The sequence below is a fragment of the Microbacterium sp. TPU 3598 genome (genome assembly GCF_002356155.1).
GTDB classification, from domain to species: domain Bacteria; phylum Actinomycetota; class Actinomycetes; order Actinomycetales; family Microbacteriaceae; genus Microbacterium; species Microbacterium maritypicum_A.
The window spans coordinates 580,666-606,305 of record NZ_AP017975.1 but is presented as its reverse complement, the minus strand read 5'-3'; the positions used below and the strand labels follow the sequence as shown (position 1 = coordinate 606,305).

The following is a 25,640-nucleotide window of genomic DNA, read 5'->3' as shown; positions in this document are numbered from 1 at the left end:
GCACCGCGGCCAACATAGTCCCGCCCTCAGCGATCGACGCGAGATCTGGTCGATCGACCAGTCGGCATTCGCCGATCGACCAGGGTTATCCACGGCCGCCCTCCCGATAGGTCGACAGTAAGCTGGAGAGGTGGCCCGTACCTCCGTCCTGTCGACCCGAGTACTGCTCGTCTGCGCGGCGATCGGAGTCGCGACGGGCATCCTCGCGGGCATCGCCGGATGGGTGACGCCGGTGCTGCTGGCGAGCCCCCTGCTGTTCCTCTACGGCCTGGTGCTCGGCTCGCACGTGCTGCCGGGCATCATCGCGCAGGAGGTGCTGCGCCTTCCGCTCGTCGCGCTGATCACTCATGTGTTCGCCGCGCTGATCGCGAGCGCCTTCAACCCGGCGTGGGCGCTGCGCTTCATCGGCACGGCACTGCTGTTCGGTCTGATCCAGGAGGGGGTGGCCGCCCTCACCCGCTATCGCTCCTGGGGGCCGTGGCGGTTCTTCATCTCGGCGGCGATCATCGGGATGTTCGTGGCCGTCGTGGTGTTCTTCGCCGCCCACCTCGCGGTCATGCCGCTGTGGGCGCAGATCCTCTACCTCGCGATCTCGGTGCTCGGACCGATCGCGTGGACCGCGGTCGGCCTCGCGATCGGTTCCGCGCTCAGTCGCGCGGGCGTCGCCCGCCGATAGGCGCTCGTCCCGCATGGAGAATCAGGTAAGGCTCAGCTAAGTTAGAAGCGTACGATCCGCCGACCCGGGACTTCGCCGTGCGCCCATCCGCGCCCCTGCTCCGCGTGCGTGACCTCTCCCTCACCCACGCCGATGCGGCGCACCCCTCGCCGCGCGACGTGACGTTCGACATCGACGCCGGAGAGGTCGTGCTCCTGCTCGGTCCCTCCGGTTCCGGCAAGTCGACGCTCACCCTCGCGCTCAACGGACTGATCCCCCACGCCCTCCCCGCGACGCTGGTCGGCACCGTCGAAGCCGGGGGCATCGACACCGCCAGCGCGCAGACGGCCACGCTGAGCACACACGTCGCGATGGTCTTCCAGGATCCCGATGCGCAGATCGTCACCGGCAGCGTCTACGACGAGGTCGCGTTCGGCCCCGAGAACCTGCGGCTTCCGCTCGACGTGGTCGAAAGTCGCGTCGAGGAGGCACTGCGTCGGGTCGGACTCTGGGAACGGCGCGACGAGAACCCCGACCACCTCTCCGGCGGCGGAAGGCAGCGACTCGCGATCGCCGGAGCCCTGGCGATGGGCTCTCCGCTCATCGTGCTCGACGAGCCGACGGCGAACCTCGATCCCCAGGGCATCGACGACGTGTACGCCGCCCTCTCGGAGGTCGTCGCGACCGGCGACCGCGCGATCCTGCTCGTGGAGCACAACCTCGACGCGGCGATGGCTTTCGTCACGCGCGCGATCGTGCTCGACGGCGACGGCCGGGTCGCCTTCGACGGGCCGGCCGCCGAGGTCATCCGCGACCACGCGGATGAGCTGGTCCGGATGGGAGTGTGGCTTCCCGCTGCCACCCTGGCGGCACTCCGCCTTCGGGAACGGGGATTCTCGCTCGCCCCCCTGCCGCTGTCGCCGCAGGAGCTCGCCGCAGCGCTCGATCGTGAGGACGTCTCGTCCTCCACCCCTCGGCGCGCAGCCGACGAGATCTCTCCACCCTCCGGCGAGGCGACGGCACGTGTCGAGCCGATCATCCGCGCTCGCGGGCTGACCGTGCGCCGACGCCGCACCGAGATCCTGCACGGGATCGATCTCGATCTCGAACCGGGCAGCCTCACGGCGATCGTCGGTGCGAACGGCGCGGGCAAGACGACGCTGATCCAGGCGCTCGCAGGGGTCGTGCCACCGCCTCGTGGCCAGGTGCGGGTCGACGGGATCGATCCGGGCACCGCATCGCCGCGCGACCTCGCCGCGCGCATCGGGTTCGTCTTCCAGAATCCCGAGCACCAATTCATCGCCCCCACGGTGTTCGACGAGCTGGCCCACGGACTGCGGCTGCGGCACGTACCGGATGACGAGATCTCGACCAGGGTCGGCGAGATGCTGGCCCGCTTCGGCCTCGAGCACAAGGCGGGCGTGCATCCGTTCCTGCTCTCCGGCGGCGAGAAGCGAAGACTGTCGGTGGGGACGGCCCTGATCACCCGCCCGCGGGTGCTGGCGCTCGACGAGCCCACGTTCGGACAGGATCGCGCCAGAGCCGCCGAGCTGCTCGACCTGCTGCAGAGCCTGCGCGCTGAGGGCACGACCATCGTGATCGTCACGCACGACCTCCAGCTCGTGGCCGAGCACACCAGCCACGTCGTGGTCCTGGCGGCCGGCCGGGTGCAGGCGGTCGGCCCCACCGCCACCCTGCTGCAGGACGAGCGGCTGTTCGCCGACGCGGGGCTGCGCCTGCCCCCGCTGCAGCGCGTGCTGGCCGCGGCCGGGCTCGGGGCGACCGCGTGACCACGACGACCTTCGATCCGTACGCACGTATCACGGCGACGTCGCGGCGGCAGTTCCTGTATGCGTTGAATCCGCTCGCGAAGGTCGCCGGGTTCGCGCCGGCGATGGTCCTGCTCGTGTTCGTGCGCGACCTGGCGACGCCCGCCGCTTTCCTGATTCTCGCCTACGCGCTGATCCTGGTCGGGGCGCGTCTCACGGTTCGGCTCCTCGCTCTCCTGCTGCTCGGGCTCCCGGCCGGCATGCTCCTGGTGGGCATCGGGTTCTCCGTATGGGTCGACACCGGACTCGTCGCGGGCAGTTCCCCCGTCTTGCGGATCGGCGACTGGACCCTCTACAGCGGAGCGCTCCTGATCGGCTTCGCGACGGCGCTGCGGCTCGGATCGATCGTCGCTCTCGCGCTCGTCGGCGGGCTCACGACCAGTGGGCCCGACCTCGTGCGCGCCAGTGTGCAGCAGCTGCGGGTGCCGTACCGGATCGGCTACACGGCACTGGCAGCGTTCCGGTTCGTGCCGCGGTTCGGGCATGAGCTCGCCGTGATCCGGGCGGCCCACCGGGTGCGCGGTTACCACGGCGGACGCGGACCGTTCGCCCGCATCGCCCGCGGGTGGGGCTACATCGTGCCGCTCCTCGCCGGCGCGATCCGTCACGCCGAGCGGGTGGCGCTGGCGATGGACTCGCGCGCGTTCGGTGCGCATCCCACCCGCACCGAGCGGCACCTCGTCCCGTTCCGCACACGCGACACCGTCTTCACCATCGCGACCCTGCTGGCATCCGCGGCCATCTTCGTCGCCTTCTTCCCCTGGCAGCTTCCCTGAAAGGCACCCGATGGCGTTCAGCAAGATGGTCAAGCCCGAGTCGACCGAGCTCATCCACCTGGTGGTGCTGCGTACGGAACGCCTGTCGTCGCACTGGATCAGGGTGACGCTCGGCGGCGGCGAGATCGAGAAGTTCCGCCCGATGGGGTTCGACCAGTGGTTCCGGCTGTTCCTGCCCATCGGCGGCGACGCGGGCCTCGACCGGGTGCCGGCGAAGGCCAACAAGATGTTCGGCTACCTGAAGTTCCTGCGCATCCCCGACGGCGAACGTCCGGTGATGCGCAACTACAGCGTGCGGGCATATCGAGCGGCCACGGCCGACGCCGGCGCCGAAATCGACGTGGACTTCGTCCTGCACGGCTCGGCGGCCGACGGAACGGCCGGCCCGGCGTCACGGTGGGCCGAGACCTGCCGGCCGGGCGAGCATGTGCTGATCATCGACGAGGGCCTCACGTTCAATCCGCAGCGCGGAACGGATCGTGTCGTGCTGGTCGGCGATGAGACCGCCCTGCCCGCGATCTCCTCGATCTGCGCCTCGCTGCCGTTCGACGCCGTCGGCACCGCGATCGTCGAGACGCCGAGCGAAGAGGATGCGCTGGAGTTCGCCCGTCCCGCCGGCATCGAGGTGGTGTGGATCGTGCGCCCGCACGATGTCGCCCCCGGCTCCCTCGCGCTGGAGACGCTCGGCCGCACCGCGCTGCCGGAGGCCCCGTTCCATGCGTACGCGGCGGGTGAGCAGGCGCTCGCATCAGGTGCCCGCAAACACCTCGTCGGCGAGCGCGGGGTGGACAAGAACGCCGTGAGCTTCTGCGGATACTGGAAGATCGGTGCGGCCTCCCCCGCGTCGAAGGCCGCCCGCGAAGCCGCAGCGGAGCCCCTGGCGTGAGCGCGGATGCCGCGGGCCGGACGCCCCGCACCGGCGGACGGTTCCGCTTCCCTACCGCCATCCTGCTGACCTGCGCGGCACTCGGCGTCGCCGGAGCGGTGCTGCTCGCACCGATGAACTGGTTCTCGACCGTGCTGACCGGGCCGCTCCCGTTCGTGGGCATGGCGCTCGCCGGTCTCTGGCTGCTGCCGTCGGTGATCGCGCTGCGGCTGCTGCGTCGCCCACTCGTCGGCCTGCTCGTTGCCCTGATCGCCGGCCTCGTCATGGTGCCGTTCTCCGGGTATGGTTTCCGCACCGTGCTGACCAATCTCTGGTGGGCGGCATTCACGGAGCTGCCGTTCCTCTTCGTGCTCTGGCGCTACTGGGGCACGTGGATGCACTATCTCGGTGCGGTCACGGTCGGCATCGTGTACCCGATCTCCGCGTGGGCATGGTTCGATCTCGGGTCGATGTCGTTCTTCGCCCAGATCGCGTTCTTTGCCGTGACCATCGCGAGCTGCGTGGGCGGCACGGCCCTCGGCATTCTGGTCGCCGACCGTCTGCGCAGAGCCGGAGTCGGTGCGACCGGTGGCGACGGGGCCGGAGTCCGCAGGGCCGGAGTCCGCAGGCATCGCTGAGCCTCGAGAGCACAGGCGCCGACGTCACGCATCGACGTCATCAGGCACCGCGTCATCAGGCACCGCGTGATCAGGCCGGCGTCGTCGTCCGGCGGGCGTCGTCGTCAGGCGGCGATGTCGAAGCGTGCGCGCCCGCCGAGCCTCGGGGCCTGTTGCGGGTCGACGTATCGGGGCGGTATGAACCACACCCGCGCTCTACCCCGGCTCCCACCCCCACTCCCACTCCCGTTCCCGGTCCCGGGAGCGTCGATGCGGATCTCCCACCCGTTGTCGTGGATGCGATGGTGACACGTCTCACACAGCAGTATCCCGTTGGAGAGATCGGTCGGCCCGCGATCGCGTGTCCACCAGCGGATGTGATGCGCCCTCGTCATCTCCGGCGGCAAACCGCACATCGCGCATCCCCCGTCACGCTCCACCAACGCCAGCCGTTGCGCCCGGGTGAACAACCGTTTCTCCCGCCCCCAATCGAGAACCTCACTGTCCCCACCGAGAACACACGGGATCACGCCACCCCCGGCCGCCATCCGCCGCGCCGCCCCGACACTGACCGGCTGATCCACACCATCCACGGTCGCCGACCCGGTCCCGGCCTCCAGATCATCGAGACCCACCCGCACGATCACCGTCGCACCCGCCACCGGAACCCGCCGCTCACACCCGAGCACATGCGCGCAGAACACCGAAAGAGCATCCGCCTGGATCATCGGCACCGTCCGCCGATCCCCATCAGGAGCGCCCGCATCGGGAGCATCCTTCCGCGCCGCGAACACCGCCGTCACGAACCCCCGGATCGCCGTCACCACCGGCGCCGCGGTCTCCACATCGAGAACCGCGTTCAGATGCACCATCCCGTCCCGCTCGAACAGCGACAACGCCCGCCTGCCACGGCGCTCGTCCTCACGCGGCTCCACCCCATCCGGGTCAAGCCACGCCTCCACCCGCACCACGAGCATGCGCACATCATCGAGCGCGAGCCCTGCCGCCTTCTCCACCAGCAGCCGCTCCCCCTCAGCGATCCGCTCCACCCCCGCCACAACCCGGCACCGATCCAGCGCCGCGATGATCACCGCCGCCGCCGGAGCCCCCAGCACCCCCGCATCCAACGCCGCACTCACCAACGGATACCTCGCCGGCAGACGCGCCCCCAGAAGATCACTCCGCGGCGCCGTCGCCTCACCCACCCTGACAAGACGCGACGCCTCACCCCTCGACACCCCCGTCGCCACCGCGATCAACGTCGCCGGACTACGGAAACCCTGCTGCTTCGCCAGACTCCCCGCACCCAACTCCGCACGCGACTCCCGAGCAATACACGCCGCCACCGACACATGCACCGCATCCAACCGACGCCGCAACACCCCGATCGACGCGCTCACCACGATCAACTGCTCCCGCGACAACTCCCCCGAATCCCCCACACCCGCCCACACCTCATCCAAGCGAGACATCGCCTCATGCAACGCGGACAAATTCGACATACTCGATTTTACCGCGACCACCACCGACATTCGAAGCTATATTCGAATGAATATCGGTGCACCGGCATTCCGAGAACACCGAGCGACGCCCGGCGGTGCCGGAGAGCGTCACTGCACGTCGGCGAACAGCCCCATGATCTCCGGACCCATCTCGACCTGACTCAGCACGATCCCGAAGGAGCCGTCGGGATCGACCCAGAAGTCCGTCCCCTGCCCGCCCGACCAGCCGTAGCGGCCCGCGTTCTCTCCCTCGGTCTGCACCGCGACGCCGAACCCCCAGCCCGTGCCCTCCCAGAATCCCGGGAAGAAGCTGTCGTCGGTCTTCGCGCTCGACGGCACCTGGTCAGTGCGCATCAGCGCGAGCAGTTCGGGGTCGATGATGACGTTGCCGTCATGCCGTCCCCCTGCGGCGAGCATCCCCGCGAAAGCCGCATAGTCGGCCGCGGTCGACACGAGCTCCGAATGACTGAGGTCGAACGGAGCGGGCGCGACGGAGAAGCCCCCGGCGGCGGGCTCGATCTCGACCAGGGCGCCGTGCTCGTGACGATACGCGGCAGGCAGCCGGTGCGCCTGGTCGAGGGGCACCGTGTATCCGGTATCGACCATGCCGAGCGGGGCGAAGAGGTCGCGTCGCAGATGATCTTCCAACGAACCGTCGACCACCCGCGAGAGCAGGATCCCGAGGATCCCGAAGGAGTGGTGGTAACGCCATCCGGTGCCGGGTTCGAAGGCCAGCGGGAGCACGGCCAGCGCGTCCAGCCACTCCTGAGCGCCCATCGCGACAGGTTCCTGCCCTGCGGCCGTCCGGTTCCCGATCATCGCCTCCGCCAGCGGGGACGGCACGACCTGCACCCCGTATCCGGAGGTGTTCGTGAGCAGGTGCCGCAGCGTGATCGGCGTCGTCGCGGGTACGACGTCGTCGAGCGGGGCGTCCGGAGCGCGCAGCACCCAGCGGTCGGCGAGTTCAGGCAGCCATCGCTCCACAGGGTCATCGAGCCGGAGGCGTCCCTCCTGCACGAGCCTCAGCGCCGCGACCGCGAGGATCGGCTTCGTCATCGACTGGATGCGGACGATCGCATCCGCCGGGAGATCGCCGGCCGTGACGATCTCGATGGCCCCGCCAGGAGCGCCGAGCACGCCGATGATCCCCGGAGCGGTGCCCCGCGCGACGTGGTCTTCCAGGATCTGCCGGAACAAGGTCGTCATGCCCTCGATTCAACCCGGCGGCAGCACCCCGTGTCCACGCCTCGACGACGATCCGGCCGAGACGGGAAGAGGCCCCGGACGTCGCATCCGGGGCCTCTGCAGGATCACGATCTCAGCGCTTGCCGATGATCTGACGGCCCACGAGATCGCGCATGATCTCGTTCGTGCCGCCGTAGATGCGGTGCACCCGGGCGTCGGTGAAGGCGCGCGCGATCGGGTACTCCATGATGTAGCCGTAGCCGCCGTGCAGCTGGACACCGGTGTCGAGCACCTCCCACTCGCGCTCGGTCGCCCAGAACTTGACCTTCGCCGCATCCTCCGCGGTGAGCGTGTTGTCCTTGTAGGAGAGCAGCGCGCGGTCGATGTACGCCCACATCGCATCGGTGGTCGCAGACATGTCGGCGAGCCGGAAGCGGGTGTTCTGGAAGTCGGCGATGCGCTCACCGAACGCCTCGCGATCCTTCGTGTAGGCGATGGTCCAGTCGAGGGCGGCCTGTGCGGCTGCGGCCGCGGCGACGCCGATCGAGAGACGCTCGAGCGGCAGGTTCAGCATCAGCTGGATGAAGCCCTGGCCCTCCTTGCCGCTGATGAGGTTCTCCTCGGGGACGAACACGTCGGTGAAGCTGAGCTCGGCCGTGTCCCAGCCGTGGAAACCCATCTTGCTGAGCTTCTTGCCCTGGTCGAAGCCCTCCATGCCCTTCTCCACGAGCAGCAGGCTGAACGCGTCGGGACGGTTGCCCTCACCGGTCTTGACGAACGTGACGACCACGTCGGCCGTCGTGCCCGAGGAGATGAACGTCTTCGCGCCGTTGAGGATGTAGCCGCCGTCGACCTTCTTGGCGTTGGTCTTGATGCCACGCAGATCCGAACCCGCTCCCGGATCGGTCATGGCGAGTGCGCCGAGCACCTCACCCGTGGCCATGCGGGGCAGCCACTTCTCCTTCTGCTCCTGCGTTCCCATGTGCACGAGGTAGGGCACGGCCAGGTCGTCCTGGATGCCGAAGGCCCCCGCCAGCGAACCGGCACCTGCGGCGATGACCTCTTCCATGACGATCGTGCGGAAGCGGTAGTCCTGCAGCATCCCGGCGCCACCGAACTCCTCGGGGACCGACAGGCCGATCAGACCCGCTTCGCCGGCGGCGCGCATGGTCCCCCGGTCGATCTCACCGGCGGCATCCCACCGCTCGATCGCCTCGTTGGTCACGTGGCGCTTGACGAAGTCCTTGACCAGGTCCCGGAAAGCCTCGTGATCCTCGTCGTAGATGTCGCGTTCCATGCCGTCCTCCTGAACGTCTCATGCATCGTTGCTCCGGTGATTCTATGTCGCCGAGGGGACGCGGGACAGGACGTTGTGAGAATGCATCCCATAAATCGTGACACTGGGTACCGCACTTGTCGGATGTCGCAACCGGGGCTTCCGCCCCCGATTCAGTGCGCGTAATCCGGCGCGGCAGGAAGGCCGAAGAACTCTTCGAGCGTGTGGAATCCGCCCTCGTGATAGGCCGCGGCGAGGTCGACTCCGACGTAGCGGAGATGCCACGGCTCCGGCGCATACCCCGTCACGGGGGTGCCGACCTGCTCGTAACGCACGATGAAGCCGTACTCCCAGGCATGAGCGGCGACCCAGTCGCTCTGCGCGGTCGCTCCGAAGCCGTCGAGGCCCCCGCACCCCGTGCCGCATGCGACCACGTCGAGTGCGAGACCCGTCTGGTGCTCGCTGTGGCCGGGGCGCGCCGAGCCCGCATCCGCCTCGGCCTGTCCCTGTGATCGCACGTGGGATCCGTACGTCGTCACCTGCAGTCCGTAGGAACGGTAGCCGTTGTTCGCGCCGATGCGTCCCACGCCCGCGGCTGCGGCGGCATCCGCCATCCGACCGACCGCCGCGGCCACGTCGGAGCGCACGCGCCCCGAGGGTGTCGTCATCTGCAGCGGCACGGAGTCGAGATTCGCCGGCTCGTACTCGGGCGGGTTCAGCGGCAGCGACTTGTTCACCACGACCCAGAGGCGCGCAGGATCGGTGAGCGAGACGCACGGAGCGTTCCCCGCGACGACCGCCTCGCGGAAGGCAGCACCGCCGCCGAAGCCCGCGATCGCCGCCGCATCGTCGCCGCTCGCGATCGCCTGCTGCACCGAAGGCTCGGCACAGGGGTCGGCCGCGGTCGTCGCGGCCACCCTGACCGGCGGAACCTGCATGACCGCGACCGGCACCGGCATCGGGTCGGCACCCGAGGGCGACACCGGTCCGGAACCGATCGAGAGCAGGATGCCGATGGCAGTGAGGGCGACGCCGATCGGCAATGCGGGCCCGCGGATCGGGGACCGCGGAGCCGCATGCTGAGCGTGCGGCAGGAAGGGCATTGATCCATCTTCTCATTCGAAGATATGTAGCAGACTGTCTTGCGATATCTTCGTCTTTCTGTTCGAATGGTCGAATGAGGTGGCAGGGACAGAAGCTCGGAGAGACGGACGCGGCGGCGCTGCCCGGCCTCGAAGACCGCTCGAGTGTGCTGCGCTCGGTGACCACCCCCGAGTTCGCCGGCATGACGTTCCACGAGGTGCTGTCGAAGTCCGCTCTCAACCACGTCCCCGGCGCCTCGCGCATGCCGTTCGCGTGGACGATCAACCCCTACCGCGGATGCTCGCATGCCTGCGTCTACTGCTTCGCCCGCGGCACGCACGAGTACCTCGACCTCGACGGCGGGTCCGACTTCGACTCGCAGATCGTGGTGAAGGTGAACATCGTCGAGGTGCTCGCACGAGAGCTGCGCAAAGGCAGCTGGGAGCATGAGACCGTGGCCCTGGGCACGAACACCGATCCGTATCAGCGCGCCGAGGGGCGATACAAGCTCATGCCCGGCATCATCGAGACGCTCGCGGCATCCGGCACCCCGATATCGATCCTGACCAAGGGCACGCTGATCCGCCGTGACATCCCCCTGCTCGCGAAAGCCGCCGAGCGCGTGCCGATCGACGTGCAGATGTCGATCGCGATGTACGACGACGACCTGCAGAAGGCGATCGAGCCCGGAGCCCCAACCACGCAGGCCCGGCTCGACACCGTGCGGGCTCTGGCCGACGCCGGGTTCCCCGTGACCGTGTTCCTCATGCCGATCATGCCGCACATGACCGATTCGCTCGCCGCGATCGACAGTGCCCTCGTGCGCATCAAGGAGGCGGGGGCGCGTAGCGTCATCTACGGCGCCCTGCATCTGCGACCGGGCGTCAAGCCGTGGTTCTTCCAATGGCTCGACACTCATCGTCCCGACCTCGTCTCGTCGTACCGGGGGCTGTATCCCGGGGCTTCCGCCGAGGCGCCCAAGGGATACCGGCAGTGGCTCGCCAAGCGCACCCGTCCGCTCATCCGCATGCACGGACTGGACGGCCGCCACGAAGACGACTACCCCCGGCGCGGGCTCCGACCGGGGCAGGGCCATGTGCAGACGAGTGCCGCCGCCGCGACCGCGGTGCGGTTCACCCCCAGCGCCCGAGCCGAGGCAGCGCCCGCGCAGCCGATGCTCTTCTGACCCCGCGGTCGGGCGCGCATCCCGCAGCCGCGTAGGCTCGAGGATCATGGCGATCGGTTCGACAGTCCACACATTCGAGGTGCAGCTCGCTGACACCGATCGCGGAGTCTACGAGGACTACTCGTTGCGCGTGGCCCGGCATCCGTCCGAGACCGATGCGTACATGCTCACACGCGTGCTGGCCTACGGGCTCGAGTTCGCCGAAGGCATCGCATTCGGCGGCAGCATCTCCTCGACGGAAGAGCCCGCAGTGCTCGTGCGCGACCTCACCGGCCTCGTCACCGTCTGGGTCGAGATCGGGGCGCCCGACGCCGAGCGGCTGCACTACGGCAGCAGGCTCGCCGAGCGCACCGTGGTGTACACCCACCGCGACCCCGCCAAGGTGATGGCGCCGTGGACCGACAAGCGCATCCACCGCCGCGAGGACATCCGCCTCCACAGCTTCGACCCCGGATTCATCGAGACCGCGTCAGCCCTGATCGAGCGCCGCAACACCATGACCCTCACCGTGACCGAGAACGTGATCTATCTCGACCTCAACGGCACGAACCTGACCTCCGCCGTGCACGTGCACGAGCTGTCCTGACCGACGCTCCCGCCCCGCCCCCGCCCTGCGACGGTGCCGAGCGCACGGGTTGATGCCGAACGCACGGCTTCCACGCGCACGCATCCCGTGCACTCGGCGAGATCCCGTGCACTCGGCGAGATCCTGTGCACTTGGCGAGATCCGACGCGAAAGGCCCCACCCGCAGAAGCGGACGGGGCCTTCGTCACGAGAGTGGTCAGGAGGTGAGGTCTGCCGCGGTCGGAACGCGACCGGCGATCTCCTCGATCACGTCGTCGTCGAGACGGGCGTTCTCGAACGGCGCATCGATCTCGGCGCGCTCGAGCAGCTCACTCATGCGGCGCTGACGCTGACGCGTGATCAGCGTGACGACTCTACCTGCGCGGCCGGCACGACCCGTACGGCCCGAGCGGTGCAGGTACGTCTTGTACTCGTCGGGCGCATCGGCCTGGACGACCAGATCGATATCGTCGACATGGATGCCGCGGGCGGCGACATCCGTGGCGACGAGCACGCTCACGCGCCCCGACGTCAGACGCTCGAGGTTGCGCGTGCGCTTGGCCTGGTTCAGGTCGCCGTGCAGTGAGACGGCCGGGATGCCGGCGTCGTCGAACTGCTCCGCGAGCATGTCGGCGTAAGCGCGGGTACGGGCGAACACCAGCGTCTTGCCGTCGCGGTCGACGAGCGACGTGAGGATGTCGGCCTTGTCGCGGTGCTCGATCACGAGCACGCGGTGCTCGATCGTGCTGGAGTCCTGGTCTTCACCTGCGACCTCGTACACGGCCGGGTCGACGAGGAACTCGTCGACGAGTGCGGCGACCTCACGGTCGAGCGTGGCCGAGAACAGCAACTTCTGGCTGCCGTCGGCGGTGTGACGCAGGATGCGCTGCACCGGTTCAACGAAGCCGAGCTCGCACATGTGGTCGGCCTCGTCGAGCACCGCGATGCGGCAGTCCGAGAGGTCGAGCTTGCCCTGGTTGATGAGGTCCTCGACACGACCGGGGGTGCCGATCACGATGTCGACGCCCTTCTTGAGCGCGCCCACCTGACGCCCCTGCGGCACGCCACCGTAGATCTGCGTGGTGAACAGCCCGACGCTGCGGGCGATCGGCTGGATGGTGCGGTCGATCTGGAGCGCGAGCTCACGCGTCGGAGCGAGGATGATCGCGCGCGGCGACCGCCCGAACTCACGGCGCTTGCCGGCCTGCGACTGCAGCACGCGCTCGACGAGCGGCGCGCCGAAGGCGATGGTCTTGCCGGAGCCGGTACGGCCGCGGGCGAGCACGTCGCGCCCGGCGAGGACGGCGGGGATGCTGGCAGCCTGGATCGGGAACGGCGTGACCGCACCCATACCGACGAGGGTCTCGACGATGTTCGATCCGAGACCGAGGTCGCCGAAGGTCACACCGTCGACCTCGACCGCCGCGACGGACTTCGCCTCGAGGCGCTCGTGCACGACGTCATCGCCCGGCGTGAACTTCGCTCCGGTCGATGCAGGACGGCTGGTGGCGTTCCAGTCGTTGCGGCTCGGTCGCTCGTTGCGGGCCGGGCGCCCACGGGTGTCCGAGGTCAGCGGGCGCGGGCGCTCGGTGCGGTACGCGCCACCGGTCGACGGACGCGAACGCTCGTCGCGGCCGCCCTCGTACGAACGCTGTGTGCGGTCACGGTCGAAAGCGCGACGCGCCCGCTCGGCGTCGTATGAACGCTCGGGGCGCTCGGTGCCGCGATCGTTCGACCGGGTGCGGTCACCGGCGCGGTCATCGCGACGCGGACGGTCGTCACGGTCGAACCGAGGACGCTCGGTGCCACGGTCACGGTCGAACCGGGGACGCTCGGCACCACGCCGGTCGTCGCGACCCGGACGCCCACCATCGCGGTGGTCGTTGTCACGGAAGCCCTGACGCCGGGTGCCGGCGCCGCGGTCATCGCGACGCGCACGGTCGTCACGGTCGAACCGGGGGCGGTCGCCGCCGCGGTCGTCGCGGTAGGTGCCGGGTCCGGTCGGGCGCTGTCCGCTCGGGCGCTGTCCGCCGCGGTCGTCGCGACGCGGACGGTCGTCGAAACGGCTTCCGGTGCTCGGACGGTCGTTGTAGCGCGGGCGCTCGGAGCGCTCGTCGTTGCGGTGGTGCGGGGCCTCGCGACGCCCGGACTCGGCGCGGTTGCGGATCCCGCGCGCCTCGTCGCGGCCGGCGCGCTCCGACGCACCCCAGCGCTGCTTGGGCGCACCCGACTCGGCTTCAGCCGGACGGTAGCCGCGGTGGCCGGCGCTGCGGCTGCCGGGGCGACGGTCGTACCCTCCCGCGGATGCAGCGGTGCGACGGTCGCCGGCATCCGCTCGTCCGCCGCGCTCATCGCGTGCGCCGTCACGGGCGGGGCCGCCGTTGTGACGGTCGTGGAAAGAGGTCTTCTTCGCGCCGTAGCGCGGTTCGAAGTTCGCGGACGGACGTCCGCCGCGGGGCTTCTTGTTCTTCGGCATTGCGGTGTCTTTCTGTGTTCTCGCACGAGAACAGCGCCGCGCGCACGCGCGAGCACCCTGCGCCTGGTCGAACTCGACCAGCGGGGTTCCGGACTGTCAGCGGCCGGGGCCATTCATGTGATGGTTGATTAGCGTCGAGCGACGCTCACCATCGGCCCCTGGACTCACACTTCACACACATAAAACGTCCGCGCCAACGCGCGGGTGTCCGAAGCCGACCGCTCAAGTGTAGCCGACGCTCCTGAGAGACCGCCGACCCGATCGTGGCCGTACGATGACGAGGTGAGTACCGCTTCCCCCACCGGCGCCCAGATCAGCCTTCGACGCGGCGGGGTGACCGCACAGATCGCACAGGTCGGCGCCTCCCTCCGTTCGCTGCGCATCGACGATGTCGACCTCGTACCGCCGTATCCTCTCGAGCTGCCCACGCCGGCCTGTTCCGGCGTGGTCCTCGTCCCCTGGCCGAACCGGGTGCGCGACGGAGAGTGGGACGACGACGGCACCGCACGGAGACTCGCGATCACCGAGCCGAAGCTGAACAACGCGAGCCACGGCCTGTTGCGCTTCACCGCCTACGAGGTCTCGCACACCGAGGGCGAAGCCGTGCTGCGTGCGACCGTCGTCCCGCAGACGGGATACCCGTACCTGATCGAGACGACAGTGGAGTACGCGCTCACGCCCGACGGCATCGACGTGTCGCACACGCTCACCAACCGGTCGACCACGTCCGCGCCCGTGGCCCTCGGCACCCACCCGTTCGTGACGATCGGCGACGTGGACCCGCATGACCTCGTGCTGCGGATCCCCGCGCAGACGGCGTTCGACACCGACGACAGGATGCTCCCCACCGGCACCCGACCGGCCGATGCCGCTCTGCGCGAGGGCGTCCGACTGGGAGACGTCACCCTCGACACCGGCTTCACGGATCTCGCCCGTGATCCCGACGGACGTGTGCACCATTCGCTCACCGCACCGGACGGTCGCCGCGTGACGCTCTGGCAGGGCGAGGGTTTCGACTACGTGCAGGTGTACACGACACCCGCTTATCCCGGTCAGAGCCTCGCGGTCGCGATCGAGCCGATGACCGCACCGGCCGACGCCCTGAACAGCGGCCTCGGCATCCGCCGGCTCGCCCCCGATGAGACCTGGACCCTGCACTGGGGCATCACGCTGAGCTGACTCGACGCGCCGCGCCGCGAACTCCCCGACGAGAACAGAGAGCGAATGACGCCGCGCCGGCGAGTCGGATGGTGACTCGCCGGCCGCGGCGCACATGATCTCCGTTTCGGCCGGGCGGCGCCGAGAAGGCGCTACTCCCCGCGCTCGCGCAGCTCGCGGCGGGTGAGCTGCGGCGCATGCGGCAGACCCGAGGCATCGATCAGCACCGGCTGAGCCGACACCACGGCGGCACCGGATGCATCCGGGCCGACAGGAGCATCCGGAGCCGAGGCTCCTCCGGCATCCGTTCCCCCCGCCTTGCGCGCCGCGCGTCGCTCCTTGGCCCCCTCGACGAGGTTGTAGAGCGTGGGCAGCACGATCAGCGTCAGCACCGTCGACGAGATCAGACCGCCGATCACGACGATCGCGAGCGGCTGCGAGATGAAGCCGCCGTGACCCGTGATGCCGAGGGCCATCGGAGTGAGGGCGAGGATGGTGGCGAGCGCGGTCATCAGGATCGGTCGCAGACGCTTCTCACCACCGGCCTTCACCGCCTCGATGGTCGACAGACCCTTCTCCCGGTACTGGTTCACGAGGTCGACGAGCACGATCGCATTCGTCACCACGATGCCGATGAGCATCAGCACGCCGATCAACGATGCGACGCCGAGCGGCACACCCGTGATGATCTGCAGCAGGATCGCCCCGGTCGCCGCGAACGGCACCGAGATGAGCAGCAGCAGCGGCTGGCGCAGCGACTTGAAGGTCGCGACCATGACCACGTACACGATCAGGATCGCCGCGAGCATCGCCAGCCCCAGCTGCGAGAACGAGTCGGCCTGCTGCGACGCGACACCGCCCACCTCGGCGGATGCACCGTCGGGCAGGTCGACCGCCGCGAGCGCGGTGTTCACGGACTGCGTGGCTGTGGCGAGGTTGTCGGACGCCGGCGGCACGGTGATCGTCGCGGTACGACGGCCCTGCTCCGTGGTGATCGAGGTGGGTCCGTTCTGCTGCTCGACGGTCGCGATGTCCTGCAGCTGCACGATGCCGGTCGGCGTCGGGATGGTGAGCTGCTTGAGCGCGTCGACCGTGGTCGGCGGGTTCGGGGTCACGATGTAGACCGTCAGCGCGGTGTCGTCGATCTCGACGGATCCTGCCTGCTGCGGACGCATGGTGCCCGACACGATGGCACCGACCGCGACCTCGGAGAGTCCACGCTGGGCGGCGGCTTCCCTGTCGACCACGACGGCGATGTACGGCAGCGACGCGGCGAGGTTGTCGCTCACCTGGCCGACGCCGTCCTTCCCGTCGAGTTCCTTGACCAGCGCGGTGGTCGCCGTCTGGAGGTCGTCCGAGCTCGAGGCGCTGACCGTGATCTCGATGTCGCTCGATCCGAAGCCGGCCGAGGCCGAGACCGCGACATCCCCGACATCGTCACCGAGGCCGTCGATCGCATCCTGCACATCCGCGCGGAGCTTCTCCTGATCGGCGTTCGAGTCGGTGAGCACCGAGTACGTGACACCCGCACCGCCCGAGAAGGCGTCGCTGAGCGCCGAACCGCTGGTGCCGATCGAGGCCTGTACGTGCTCGATGCCGTCGATGTCGAGCAGGGCGTCTTCGACCGCCACCGCCGCATCCGACTTGGCCTCGAGGCTCGCCGTCGGGCCGAGGTCCTGCGTGATCGTCATGGTGTTCTGGCCGGAGTCGCCGAGGAAGTTGACCTTCATCAGCGGCGCTGCGGCGAGCGTAGCGCCGAGCACGACGACCGCGAGGATCACCGTGACACCGGAGTGCTTGAGCGTCCAGCCCAGGATCGGCCGGTACTGGCGCTGCAGCCACGTCGGCGGCGCGTCCGGGTGCTCGGGGTCGATCGCATCGCCGTGCTCGTCGAGCAACGGCTTGCCCGGCTTGAGGAACCAGTAGGCGAGCACCGGCACGATCGTCAGGGCGACCAGGAGCGAGGCGACCATCGCGATCGTCACCGTCATCGCGAACGGCCGGAACAGCTCGCCGACCATGTCGCCGACGAAGACGATCGGCAGGAAGACCGCCACTGTCGTGATGGTGGACGCCGTGATCGCCATCGCGACCTCGCGCACCGCGAGGCGGATCGCATCGCCCTTGTCGGCATCGCCCACGTAGTGACGTTTGATGTTCTCGATCACGACGATGGAGTCGTCGACCACGCGACCGATCGCGATAGTGAGCGCACCGAGGGTGAGCACGTTCAGCGAGTAGCCGAACGCCTGCAGCCCGATGAAGGTGATGAGCACGCTGGTGGGGATCGAGATCGCGGTGACGAGGGTGGAGCGCACCGACATCAGGAAGACGAGGATCACGAGCACCGCGAACACCAGGCCGAGCATTCCCTCGGTGGCGAGCGTCTCGATCGACTGCACGATGAACGGCGCCTGGTCGAAGATCACGGTGAAGGTCGCGTCCGGGAAGGCGTCGCCGATCGTGTCGAGCGCGGCGATCACGCCGTTGGACACCTCCACGGTGTTCGCCGCGGGGAGCTTGGTGATGGAGATCGACAGCGCATCCTTGCCGTCGACACGGGAGATGGAGGTGACGGGGTCGGACTCCTGAACGACCGTCGCGACATCGCCGATCGTGACGTCGGTGCCGACCAGCGGAAGGGCGGCGATCTCCTCGACCGAGGTGATCTTCGCGCCCGTCTGCACCGTCAGCGTCTGACCGTTCTCGGTGATGTCGCCACCGGGGAACAGCGTGCCGTTCTGGTCGAGTGCGTCGTTGATCGCCGAGGTGCTCTGGCCGGCAGCGGCGAGCTTCGCGACGTCCGGCGTGATGCTGATGCGCTGCCCGACGCCACCCACGATCTCGGCCGCGTTGACGCCGTCGACGTCTTCGAGTTCGGGGATCGCGACCGATTCGAGCTGGGCCTGGGCGTTGTCGGCATCCTCGAATCCGGTGACGGCGACCTGGATCACCGGGAAGTCGTCGATGGAGACCGACAGCACCTGAGGGGTCACATCCTCCGGCAGCTGCGACGAGATGCGGTTGATCGCCTGCTGGATCTTCTGCTCGGCTGTGGCGAGATTCGTTCCGTAGGCGAACATCGCCTGCACGATCGAGGCGTTCGTGGTGCTGGTCGCGGTGGTCGACTCCAAACCGGGCACGCCCTGGATCGCCGCCTCGACCGGCGTGGATACGTCGTTCTCGACCACCTCGGGCGAGGCGCCGGGGTAGGTCGTCATGACGACGAGTGCCGGCAGCTCGAGCGAGGGGATGAGTTCCTGCTTGAGATTCGTGAGCGCGAGCCCGCCGAACACCGCCGCGACGATGGTGATGAGGGCGATGAGCGCGCGGTTCTTCAGGCTCAGGATGGCGAGTTTCGACAAGGCGGTTTCCTCGGTGTCAGGGTGTGGCTGTCGCTGCGGAAGGGGTGGAGACGTCGTCTCCGAGGATCCGCGCCAGTGCGGACTCGATGAAGGACTGGGCAAGACGGTCGTCGCGGATCTGCATGCTCCACATGACGCCGTCGATGAAGATCATCGCCGCTCTGGCACGGTCTTCGCCATAGGTCGGCGTGAGCAGGTCGACGAGGCGGTCCGACAGATGGCGGGCGAGATCCCGCAGGCGGGGGTCGTGCACGGCGGCGGTGACCACGGCGCGGTCGGCCTGCACGGCATGGTGGTCGTCCATGCTCTCGAACACGAGGGCGGCGATCACGTCGGGGCTGTCACCGCGTTCGGCGAGGGTCTGCCGCACGCCGTCGAGACGTGCGTCGACCTCTTCGGCGAGCGCGCGGAAGGCCGCGGCCCTGAGGTCGTCGAGGGTGTCGAAGTACTGCGTCGTCGCCCCGAGAGGCACCCCGGCACGCGCGGCCACCATGCGGTGTGTGACGGCGTCGGCGCCCACCTCGACGATGAGCTCGGCCGTCGCGGTCACGATCTCCCGACGGCGCGCCTCAGGGTCACGTCGCCGACGCTCCCCTTGCCTCATCCCGCCCCCCCTTGGACATCCGTACATGTACGTTTGTACATTTCAGGATTGTGAAGATGCTGGGAACGGACCTCGCCCTCGCTCCGCACGGAGTCGTGGACCTCCAAGGTGTCGGCGGCGAACGCAGGGCCGGCGGTCAGGATGATGCGGTGCTGCACCAGGTAGGCGGGCACGTATACGCCCAACCCCAGCACCGCGAGGGCCGCGGTGCACTCATACCAGCGCGGCCTCGACCTGCCCGCGCTCGAAGTAGGCGACGAGCTCGGGATCCAGCGGCGGGATCTCGATCGCGGAGCCGTCACCCCGCAGCGACGCGGTGGCGAGGATGCCGGCGGCGACGGCCTCGCGCGCCGCGACGGGCGACGTCTCGGTGAGTCCGCCGTGGCGCACGAAGCGCAGGAACTCCGCGACGAGCAGGGCGTCCGCACCGTCGTGCCCCGCGTCGGGCACCTCCGGGACGATGAAGGTCTCGTCGGCCGCCGCCGCTCCGGCATGACGACGATTCCACAGCTTGACCTCGCTGCCGGCGACATCGCCGAAGTTCTCGATGCGACCCTCGGTGCCGATCACGGTGTAATTGCGCCAGTAATCCGGTGTGAAGTGGCATTGCTGGTACGACGCGAAGATCCCGCCCTCCAGCTGCATGTTCACCATCGAGATGTCCTCGACGTCCACCACCGGGTGCAGTCCCGTCAGCGCGGTCGGCGGCCAGTTGTCCATGCTGAACCAGTCCGGCATCCGCTCCCCGGTGCGGTCACGCCGATCGGTGATGTCGCCGTACACGCTCAGCGCGCCCATCGCTGAGACCCGCTCGCTGTAGGCGCCGGCGAGCCAGTGGATGATGTCGATGTCGTGGGCGCCCTTCTGCAGCAGCAGTCCCGTCGTGCGTCGGCGATCGGCGTGCCAGTCCTTGAAGTAGAAGTCGCCGCCGTGACCGACGAAGTGCCGCACCCAGACGGCCTTGACCTGGCCGATGCGTCCGCTCTGGATCAGACCGCGCATCAGCGTGATCACGGGCATGTGACGCATGTTGTGCCCGATGTAGAGCCCGGTGCCGGTGCGGCGTGCGGTCTCGAGCATCGCGTCGGCGTCGGCGAGGTCGATCGCCAGGGGCTTCTCACAGAACACCGGAACTCCGGCTTCGAGGGCACGGATGCTGAGCGCGGCGTGCGTGTCGTCGGGGGTGAGCACCATGACGGCGTCGACGCCGGAGGCCAGCAGCTCGTCGAGAGAGTCGGTGACGAGCGCATCCGGCACGAGAGCGCGGGCGTCGTCGCGAGCGCGCGGTGCGAGGTCGCACACGGCGCTGATGCGCGAACCGTGTCCCGGGCGATGCACCTCTTCCTGGAGGGTCGAGCGCGCGCCGAAGCCGATGATGCCGATCTGGAGATCCACGATGGTCCTTCTGTGTGATGAGTCTGTGCAGGATGCCGAGGTCAACGAGCCCGCGGTGCGGGGGCGTCGAGGTCGGTCGATCCGCCGGGGAAGAGCGCCCACGCGAAGTCATGCAGGCGCCCGGGGGTGGGTTCGGTCTCGAGGGCGCGGTCGACGATGATGCGCGCCTGCCGCTCGTAGAAGTCGGTGGGACCGACGGTCGTGAGCGTGGGCGCGATCAGGCGGGAGTCCGGGGTGTTGCCCACGCCCACCACCGCGACGTCGTGCGGCACCCGGAGGCCGAGCATGTGCGCGGCGTTGATCGCGGCGATCGCGGCGAAGTCGGTGGTGGCGTACACCGCTCGCGGTCGGTTCTCCCCCGACAGCAGCTCCACCGCGGCGGTGAAGGCGCTCGCCTGGGTGTCGGCATACGTCACCGTCCAGCTCGGGTCCGGTTCGATGCCGGCGGCCGCCATCTTCTCGACATAGGGCGTGTAGCGCGTGATCTGCGTGCCGGCGAGGCGCACGGCGCCCTCCGCGGCGATGCATCCGATCGTGGTGTGCCGCTCCAGCAGATGGTCCATCGCGATCTCGCAGCCGGGGATCGCATCCGAGCGGATCACATCGAAGCCCTCGGGTTCGAGATGTTCGGAGAACACCACGAGACGCTGACCGCGACGCACGAGGTCGTCGAGGTTCTGCCGCGCCTTGTCGTCGAGGCCCACGCCGTCGAGGTACGCCACGTCGCTCTCGACCCGGTCCAGGGCCGCGTGCCAATCACCGTCGGCGAGGATCAGCGTGGTGAGCCCGTGCTTGTTCGCCTCGGCGTTCACCGCGTCGGCGACCGCCAACGACCACGGGTCGCTCAGCATGTGCAGCGACAGCTGCACCATGCCGCTGCGTCCGGTGCGGATCGCCCGCGCTGCACTGTTCGGGCGGTAGTTCAGCTCATCGGCGGCGGCCAGCACGCGTGCGGCCGTGGCTTCGGCGACGCCGGCGCCCGACGCCGCCCCTGCGCGTCCGGAGAACACATACGATACGGTCGCCGTCGACACCCCGGCCCGTTCGGCCACCATGCGCAGTGTCGGGCGCCGGGGCGCCTGGTGCTCGCTCTTCGCCATGTCTCAGCCCTTCGATCCGCTGAACGCGATGCCCTGGATGAACTGCCGCTGCAGGATCATGAAGGTCACCAGCATCGGCAGCGTCGCCAGCAGCGCGCCGGCCATCAGCACCGGGTAGTCGGTGCCGTGGATGCCGACCAGCTGCGAGAGCCCGACCGACAGCGGCATCTTCGCGGGGTCGGTCGTCACGATCAACGGCCAGAGCAGATCGTTCCAGGACCACAGCACGGTGAACACCACAAGTGCGATGATGCCAGGCTTCGCGAGCGGAACCATGATCCGCCAGAAGGTCTGCCACGGATTCGCGCCGTCGATGCGCGCGGCCTCTTCCAGCTCGGCGGGCATGGACATGAAGAACTGCCGCATCAGGAAGGTGCCGAAGGCGCTGAAGATGCCCGGCACGATGAGCGCCTGCAGCGTGTTGAGCCAGCCCAGCGACTGGATGATCTCGTACTGCGGCAGCAGGTACAGCTGCGACGGCACCATGAGCACCGAGAGGAACACGACGAACAGGGCGTTGCGGCCGGGGAACGGGATGCGTGCGAACGCGTAGCCCGCCATGGTGCACAGCACCACCTGGCCGACCGTGCGCCCGACCGTGAGCCACACGGAGTTCAGGAACATCTGTCCGAACGGCATCGAGTCGAACACCTCGGCGAAGTTCGTGAACACCCACTCGCGCGGCAGGAACGACGGCGGCACCTGCACCGAGTCGGACAGCGTCTTGAACGAGGTCAGCAGCTGCCAGACGAACGGGAAGACCATCAGCACCGCGCCGAGGATCAGCACGAGGTGCACGATCCAGAGGCCGCGGTTCCGCGGCTTCCCCGCCCGGGTTCCGGAGCGGCCCGCGGGGGCGCCGACCACGGCGCGTGTGTCGAGCGAGACGTCACTCATAGTGCACCCACTTCTTCTGCAGACGGAACTGCACGATCGTGAGGATCAGGATGATCACGAGCAGGAGGAAGGCGATGGCGGCCGCATAGCCGCGGTCGTTGTCGAGGAAGCCCGCCTCGTAGAAGAGATAGACGACGGTGCGGGTGTTCGGCATCGCGGGGTTGCTGCGGCCGAGCATCATGTAGATGAGGTCGAACACCTGCAGCGCTCCGATCACGCTGATCACGCTGACGAAGAAGATCGACGGCGACAGCAGCGGGATCGTGATCGAGAAGAACTTGCGCACCGGGCCCGCGCCGTCGAGGTCGGCCGCCTCCATGATCGTGTCGGGGATGCCCTGGAGTCCGGCGAGGAAGATGACGATGTTGGTGCCGAGCCCCGCCCAGATGCCCACGACGGCGATCGCGACCAGCGCGGTGTTCGGGTCGGTGAGCCAGCTGCGGCCCTCGATCCCGACGGCACCGAGGGCCGCATTGAGCACTCCGTAGTCGCCGTTGTAGATCATGCGCCACACCAGCGCGATGGCTGCCGGCATGGTGACGACGGGGATGAAGTACAGCGTGCGGTAGGCGCTGCGCCCCTTGAGGCCGGCGGTGTTCAGCAGCGCGGCGATGCCGACCGCGAGGGGAATGCCGATGAGGGCGATGATCGTGTAGATCGCGGTGTTGCGGAGGGCTCCGATCAGCTCGGGGTCCTGGAACAGGCGCGTGTAGTTCTCGATTCCCACCCACTCGGCCCCGCCGAACGGGCCTGACTTGGTGAACGAGATGATGAGGGTGCGGACGGTCGGCCAGAGATAGAACGCGGCGATCCCGAGGGCGGTCGGGCCGAGGAAGACCAGCGCCCACCAGGGGGACGCTCCCGGACTCCGTCGGCGGCGGCGGGTGCCGGGGCTCTGCGGCTCCGGCACCCGCTCCGCCGTCTCGACCGCGCGCGGCGCGATGACGGTCATGCGGTCACTCCTGCTCGGCGTCCAGTGCCGCCTGCATCTGGTCGGCGAGATCCTGGAGGCCGTCCTTCGGGGACACCGCGCCCGACCACACCTGCGAGAGCACCTCGCTCTCGATGCTCGTCCAGGCGGAGGTGTTCTTCGAGGCCGGGTACGGCACGGCGTTCTCGAGCGCGTCGATGTAGACCTGAAGGTCGTACTGGGGCAGAGCGTCGACCCACGCCTGCTGCGTGCCCTCGAAAGCGGGGATCACGGTGCCGGTCTCGGCCTGGATCTTCGCCGCCTGCTCTCCGGAGGCGAACTCGGCGAACGCCTTGGCCTCGGCGAGGTGTGCGCTCTTCGCGTTGGCGACGTTGCCGACACCGTGGATCACGCTCTGGTTGCCCTCTGCTCCGGCGGGGAGCGGGGCCACATCGACGCTGCCGCCGATGTCGGCGTTGTCCGCGTAAGCGATGGCCGCCCAGGATCCGTTCTGGAACATGGCGACCTTGCCGGAGAGGAAGAAGTCCTCGGGGTTGGTGTCGGTCATCTGCTGCGCCGTGGGCGAGGAGCCCGCCGCGATCAGGTCGGTCCACAGCTCGATGCCGGCGAGCGCTTCGGGCGAGCCGTATCCGCTCTTCGTCCCGTCGGCGGAGATCACCTCACCACCGGCCTGGGCGATCGAGTTGTAGAAGTTCTCCTGGCCGTACTGGCTGGCGGCGACCCCGAACTGGCCCTTCGCGGGATCGGTGAGCTTCGCGGCGGCCGCGGTGAAGTCGTCCCAGGTCCAGTCCGCGGAGGGGTACTCCACACCCGCCGCGTCGAAGAGCGCCTTGTTGTACCAGAGGGCGACGGTGTCGAAGTCCTTCGGGGCGCCGTAGAGCTTGCCGTCGTAGGTGTAGAGGTCGATGAGGCCCTGCGGATAGTCCGCGGCGTCGAGGCCACCGTCATCGAGAGGAGCGAGCTGCCCGTTCGACGCGTAGAGCTGGAAGTTCGGGCCGTTCATCCAGAAGACGTCGGCCGCCGAACCGCCGGATGCCGCCGTCTGCAGCTTCGTGAAGTACTCCTTGTACGGCGTGACCTGGATGTCGATCGTGACGTTCGGGTTCTCCTTCGTGAAGGCAGCGGCGATGTCTTCCATCGCCGGTTTCTGGTTCTCGTCCCAGATGGCATAGCTGAGGGTGACCTCGCCGTCGGCGCTGCCGCCGCCCGTCGAGGAGGAGGAGCAGGCGCTGAGGGCGAGGACAGCGACCGCTGACGCGGCGAGGGCGCCGAGAGCGCGGCGGGTCGTACGGGGCATCGGTGTCTCCTTCGACAGGTGCACGAGTGCAGAAACGGATGTTAATCGTTTAGCGTTAATCGATTAGCAAGGAGAGTAGCCCAAGGGGGCCGCACCCCGCAACCCTCGATTACAGGGCTGAACCGAGGGCGAGACCGAGGCCCGCGGCGAGCAGACCGAGCAGCAGCATCCCGATCGCATTGAACGTCGACGCGGGGCGCTCGCCGTCGCGCCACAGGGCCACCGTGTCGAGCATCGCCGTGCTGAAGGTCGTGTAGCCGCCCAACAGCCCGGCGCCGAGAAGGAAGGCGGCATCCGGCAGGGCGGTGGTGACCAGTCCGAGCGCGAACGAGCCCGTGAGGTTCACCAGCAGGATGCCCCAGGGGAACCGACGACCCGCGAGACGGGCGACGCCGAGATCGGCGAGGTAGCGCAGCACCGCGCCGACCCCTCCGGCGAGCGCGGCACCGAGGAACAGCAGCGGGCTCATGATGCCCGTCCCGTCCGGGGCCGGCCGAGACGCAGCCCGAGAGCTGCCGCACCGAGCCCGAGAACGAGGCTGCCCACCGCGTAGGCGGCGGCGAGAGCAGGCACGTCAGCCCACAGGGCGACAGTGCCGGTCATGAACGCGCTGTAGGTCGTGAATCCGCCGAGCACTCCGGTGCCGAGCATCAGCCGCAGGTCGGCCGATGCGGGCAGGCGGGCCGCCAGCACGCCGATCAGCAGGGCCCCGACGACGTTGGCGATGAGCACCGCGACGGGGATTCCGCCCCCATCCGGGAGCGCGAGGGCGAGGCCGAGCCGCGCGGCCGTACCCACCGTGCCGCCGGCGGCGACGAGCAGGATGCGGCGGAGGTTCACGTCCGCCACTGTAGTCGCCGAGCAGCGCGGCGTTCGCC

The 25,640-nt window shown here is 68.9% G+C and carries 22 protein-coding genes; 8 read left to right on the top strand and 14 right to left on the bottom strand.

Annotation, left to right across the window (positions count from 1 at the left end; translation table 11 throughout):
- Window positions 1-130 precede the first annotated feature (130 nt).
- From MST3598_RS02775 to MST3598_RS02755, 5 genes are all read left to right on the top strand, one after another.
- Entirely contained in the window at window positions 131-676 is a 546-nt protein-coding gene (locus MST3598_RS02775; protein ID WP_021198457.1) for an ECF transporter S component, read from the top strand.
- Between the two features lie 77 nt (window positions 677-753).
- The gene (locus tag MST3598_RS02770) at window positions 754-2,445 is read left to right on the top strand and encodes an ABC transporter ATP-binding protein (protein WP_029258749.1); all 1,692 of its coding nucleotides are present in this window, start codon (window positions 754-756) and stop codon (window positions 2,443-2,445) included.
- Window positions 2,442-3,260, top strand: coding sequence for an energy-coupling factor transporter transmembrane component T (locus tag MST3598_RS02765; RefSeq protein WP_029258748.1), 819 nt, complete (start codon window positions 2,442-2,444; stop codon window positions 3,258-3,260). Before MST3598_RS02770 ends, MST3598_RS02765 begins: the two co-directional genes overlap by 4 nt.
- 10 nt (window positions 3,261-3,270) lie before the next feature.
- Window positions 3,271-4,146 (top strand): siderophore-interacting protein, encoded by an 876-nt coding sequence (locus MST3598_RS02760; RefSeq protein ID WP_029258747.1) that lies wholly within the window; start codon window positions 3,271-3,273, stop codon window positions 4,144-4,146.
- Window positions 4,143-4,763: an ECF transporter S component gene (locus MST3598_RS02755; protein WP_051670951.1), complete on the top strand. Its 621-nt coding sequence runs from the start codon at window positions 4,143-4,145 to the stop codon at window positions 4,761-4,763. The genes MST3598_RS02760 and MST3598_RS02755 overlap by 4 nt, the downstream gene beginning before the upstream one ends.
- Before the next feature lie 104 nt (window positions 4,764-4,867).
- Here the strand turns inward: MST3598_RS02755 and MST3598_RS02750 are convergent, their stop codons facing one another.
- The 4 genes from MST3598_RS02750 to MST3598_RS02735 form a co-directional block, all read right to left on the bottom strand.
- Complete coding sequence (locus MST3598_RS02750; RefSeq protein ID WP_231924907.1) at window positions 4,868-6,274, bottom strand: HNH endonuclease signature motif containing protein; 1,407 nt, start codon at window positions 6,272-6,274, stop codon at window positions 4,868-4,870.
- Between the two features lie 78 nt (window positions 6,275-6,352).
- Complete coding sequence (locus MST3598_RS02745) at window positions 6,353-7,450, bottom strand: serine hydrolase domain-containing protein (protein ID WP_036271707.1); 1,098 nt, start codon at window positions 7,448-7,450, stop codon at window positions 6,353-6,355.
- A 112-nt stretch (window positions 7,451-7,562) separates the two neighbouring features.
- Window positions 7,563-8,726, bottom strand: coding sequence for an acyl-CoA dehydrogenase family protein (locus MST3598_RS02740; protein ID WP_029259838.1), 1,164 nt, complete (start codon window positions 8,724-8,726; stop codon window positions 7,563-7,565).
- A 152-nt stretch (window positions 8,727-8,878) separates the two neighbouring features.
- On the bottom strand, window positions 8,879-9,808 hold the full coding sequence (locus tag MST3598_RS02735; RefSeq protein ID WP_029259837.1) for a M15 family metallopeptidase: 930 nt from the start codon (window positions 9,806-9,808) through the stop codon (window positions 8,879-8,881).
- 74 nt (window positions 9,809-9,882) lie between these two features.
- Here MST3598_RS02735 and MST3598_RS02730 point away from each other — a divergent pair, with 74 nt between their 5' ends.
- Together MST3598_RS02730 and MST3598_RS02725 are read left to right on the top strand one after the other, a co-directional pair.
- On the top strand, window positions 9,883-10,974 hold the full coding sequence (locus tag MST3598_RS02730) for an Rv2578c family radical SAM protein (protein ID WP_029259836.1): 1,092 nt from the start codon (window positions 9,883-9,885) through the stop codon (window positions 10,972-10,974).
- Window positions 10,975-11,020: 46 nt separating this feature from the next.
- Window positions 11,021-11,560 (top strand): YaeQ family protein, encoded by a 540-nt coding sequence (locus MST3598_RS02725; RefSeq protein WP_029259835.1) that lies wholly within the window; start codon window positions 11,021-11,023, stop codon window positions 11,558-11,560.
- A 196-nt stretch (window positions 11,561-11,756) separates the two neighbouring features.
- On the opposite strand, the gene MST3598_RS02720 is transcribed toward MST3598_RS02725, so the two are convergent.
- Window positions 11,757-14,015: a DEAD/DEAH box helicase gene (locus MST3598_RS02720; protein WP_096359389.1), complete on the bottom strand. Its 2,259-nt coding sequence runs from the start codon at window positions 14,013-14,015 to the stop codon at window positions 11,757-11,759.
- Window positions 14,016-14,297: 282 nt separating this feature from the next.
- Between MST3598_RS02720 and MST3598_RS02715 the strand changes: the two genes are divergently transcribed.
- Entirely contained in the window at window positions 14,298-15,194 is an 897-nt protein-coding gene (locus tag MST3598_RS02715) for an aldose 1-epimerase family protein (RefSeq protein WP_029258398.1), read from the top strand.
- 131 nt (window positions 15,195-15,325) lie between these two features.
- Here MST3598_RS02715 and MST3598_RS02710 read toward each other — a convergent pair whose 3' ends face one another.
- From MST3598_RS02710 to MST3598_RS02665, 9 genes are all read right to left on the bottom strand, one after another.
- A complete protein-coding gene (locus MST3598_RS02710) occupies window positions 15,326-18,538 on the bottom strand; it encodes an efflux RND transporter permease subunit (protein WP_029258397.1) in 3,213 nt (1,070 codons plus the stop codon).
- A gap of 16 nt (window positions 18,539-18,554) precedes the next feature.
- Entirely contained in the window at window positions 18,555-19,142 is a 588-nt protein-coding gene (locus MST3598_RS02705) for a TetR/AcrR family transcriptional regulator (protein ID WP_029258396.1), read from the bottom strand.
- Between the two features lie 213 nt (window positions 19,143-19,355).
- A complete protein-coding gene (locus MST3598_RS02695) occupies window positions 19,356-20,537 on the bottom strand; it encodes a Gfo/Idh/MocA family protein (protein WP_197024835.1) in 1,182 nt (393 codons plus the stop codon).
- Window positions 20,538-20,578: 41 nt separating this feature from the next.
- Window positions 20,579-21,637: a LacI family DNA-binding transcriptional regulator gene (locus MST3598_RS02690; protein WP_029258393.1), complete on the bottom strand. Its 1,059-nt coding sequence runs from the start codon at window positions 21,635-21,637 to the stop codon at window positions 20,579-20,581.
- A 3-nt stretch (window positions 21,638-21,640) separates the two neighbouring features.
- On the bottom strand, window positions 21,641-22,534 hold the full coding sequence (locus tag MST3598_RS02685) for a carbohydrate ABC transporter permease (RefSeq protein ID WP_029258392.1): 894 nt from the start codon (window positions 22,532-22,534) through the stop codon (window positions 21,641-21,643).
- Window positions 22,527-23,486 carry a carbohydrate ABC transporter permease gene (locus MST3598_RS02680; RefSeq protein WP_029258391.1) on the bottom strand — a complete coding sequence of 320 codons (960 nt, stop codon included), beginning with the start codon at window positions 23,484-23,486 and terminating at the stop codon, window positions 22,527-22,529. Before MST3598_RS02680 ends, MST3598_RS02685 begins: the two co-directional genes overlap by 8 nt.
- Before the next feature lie 4 nt (window positions 23,487-23,490).
- On the bottom strand, window positions 23,491-24,762 hold the full coding sequence (locus MST3598_RS02675) for an ABC transporter substrate-binding protein (RefSeq protein WP_029258390.1): 1,272 nt from the start codon (window positions 24,760-24,762) through the stop codon (window positions 23,491-23,493).
- A 109-nt stretch (window positions 24,763-24,871) separates the two neighbouring features.
- Window positions 24,872-25,231 (bottom strand): fluoride efflux transporter FluC, encoded by a 360-nt coding sequence (locus tag MST3598_RS02670; protein ID WP_029258389.1) that lies wholly within the window; start codon window positions 25,229-25,231, stop codon window positions 24,872-24,874.
- Window positions 25,228-25,602, bottom strand: a complete 375-nt coding sequence (locus MST3598_RS02665) for a fluoride efflux transporter FluC (protein ID WP_036271458.1) — start codon at window positions 25,600-25,602, stop codon at window positions 25,228-25,230. Before MST3598_RS02665 ends, MST3598_RS02670 begins: the two co-directional genes overlap by 4 nt.
- Window positions 25,603-25,640: the final 38 nt, after the last annotated feature.

What these genes read in the sequence shown, in the direction of transcription:
- MST3598_RS02760 (WP_029258747.1), top strand. Translation starts at nt 3,271, where the DNA reads ATGGCGTTCAGCAAGATGGTCAAGCCCGAGTCGACCGAGCTCATCCAC.
- MST3598_RS02750 (WP_231924907.1), bottom strand. Translation starts at nt 6,274, where the DNA reads ATGTCGGTGGTGGTCGCGGTAAAATCGAGTATGTCGAATTTGTCCGCG.
- MST3598_RS02745 (WP_036271707.1), bottom strand. Translation starts at nt 7,450, where the DNA reads ATGACGACCTTGTTCCGGCAGATCCTGGAAGACCACGTCGCGCGGGGC.
- MST3598_RS02740 (WP_029259838.1), bottom strand. Translation starts at nt 8,726, where the DNA reads ATGGAACGCGACATCTACGACGAGGATCACGAGGCTTTCCGGGACCTG.
- MST3598_RS02735 (WP_029259837.1), bottom strand. Translation starts at nt 9,808, where the DNA reads ATGCCCTTCCTGCCGCACGCTCAGCATGCGGCTCCGCGGTCCCCGATC.
- MST3598_RS02730 (WP_029259836.1), top strand. Translation starts at nt 9,883, where the DNA reads ATGAGGTGGCAGGGACAGAAGCTCGGAGAGACGGACGCGGCGGCGCTG.
- MST3598_RS02725 (WP_029259835.1), top strand. Translation starts at nt 11,021, where the DNA reads ATGGCGATCGGTTCGACAGTCCACACATTCGAGGTGCAGCTCGCTGAC.
- MST3598_RS02720 (WP_096359389.1), bottom strand. Translation starts at nt 14,015, where the DNA reads ATGCCGAAGAACAAGAAGCCCCGCGGCGGACGTCCGTCCGCGAACTTC.
- MST3598_RS02705 (WP_029258396.1), bottom strand. Translation starts at nt 19,142, where the DNA reads ATGAGGCAAGGGGAGCGTCGGCGACGTGACCCTGAGGCGCGCCGTCGG.
- MST3598_RS02690 (WP_029258393.1), bottom strand. Translation starts at nt 21,637, where the DNA reads ATGGCGAAGAGCGAGCACCAGGCGCCCCGGCGCCCGACACTGCGCATG.
- MST3598_RS02685 (WP_029258392.1), bottom strand. Translation starts at nt 22,534, where the DNA reads ATGAGTGACGTCTCGCTCGACACACGCGCCGTGGTCGGCGCCCCCGCG.
- MST3598_RS02680 (WP_029258391.1), bottom strand. Translation starts at nt 23,486, where the DNA reads ATGACCGTCATCGCGCCGCGCGCGGTCGAGACGGCGGAGCGGGTGCCG.
- MST3598_RS02675 (WP_029258390.1), bottom strand. Translation starts at nt 24,762, where the DNA reads ATGCCCCGTACGACCCGCCGCGCTCTCGGCGCCCTCGCCGCGTCAGCG.
- MST3598_RS02670 (WP_029258389.1), bottom strand. Translation starts at nt 25,231, where the DNA reads ATGAGCCCGCTGCTGTTCCTCGGTGCCGCGCTCGCCGGAGGGGTCGGC.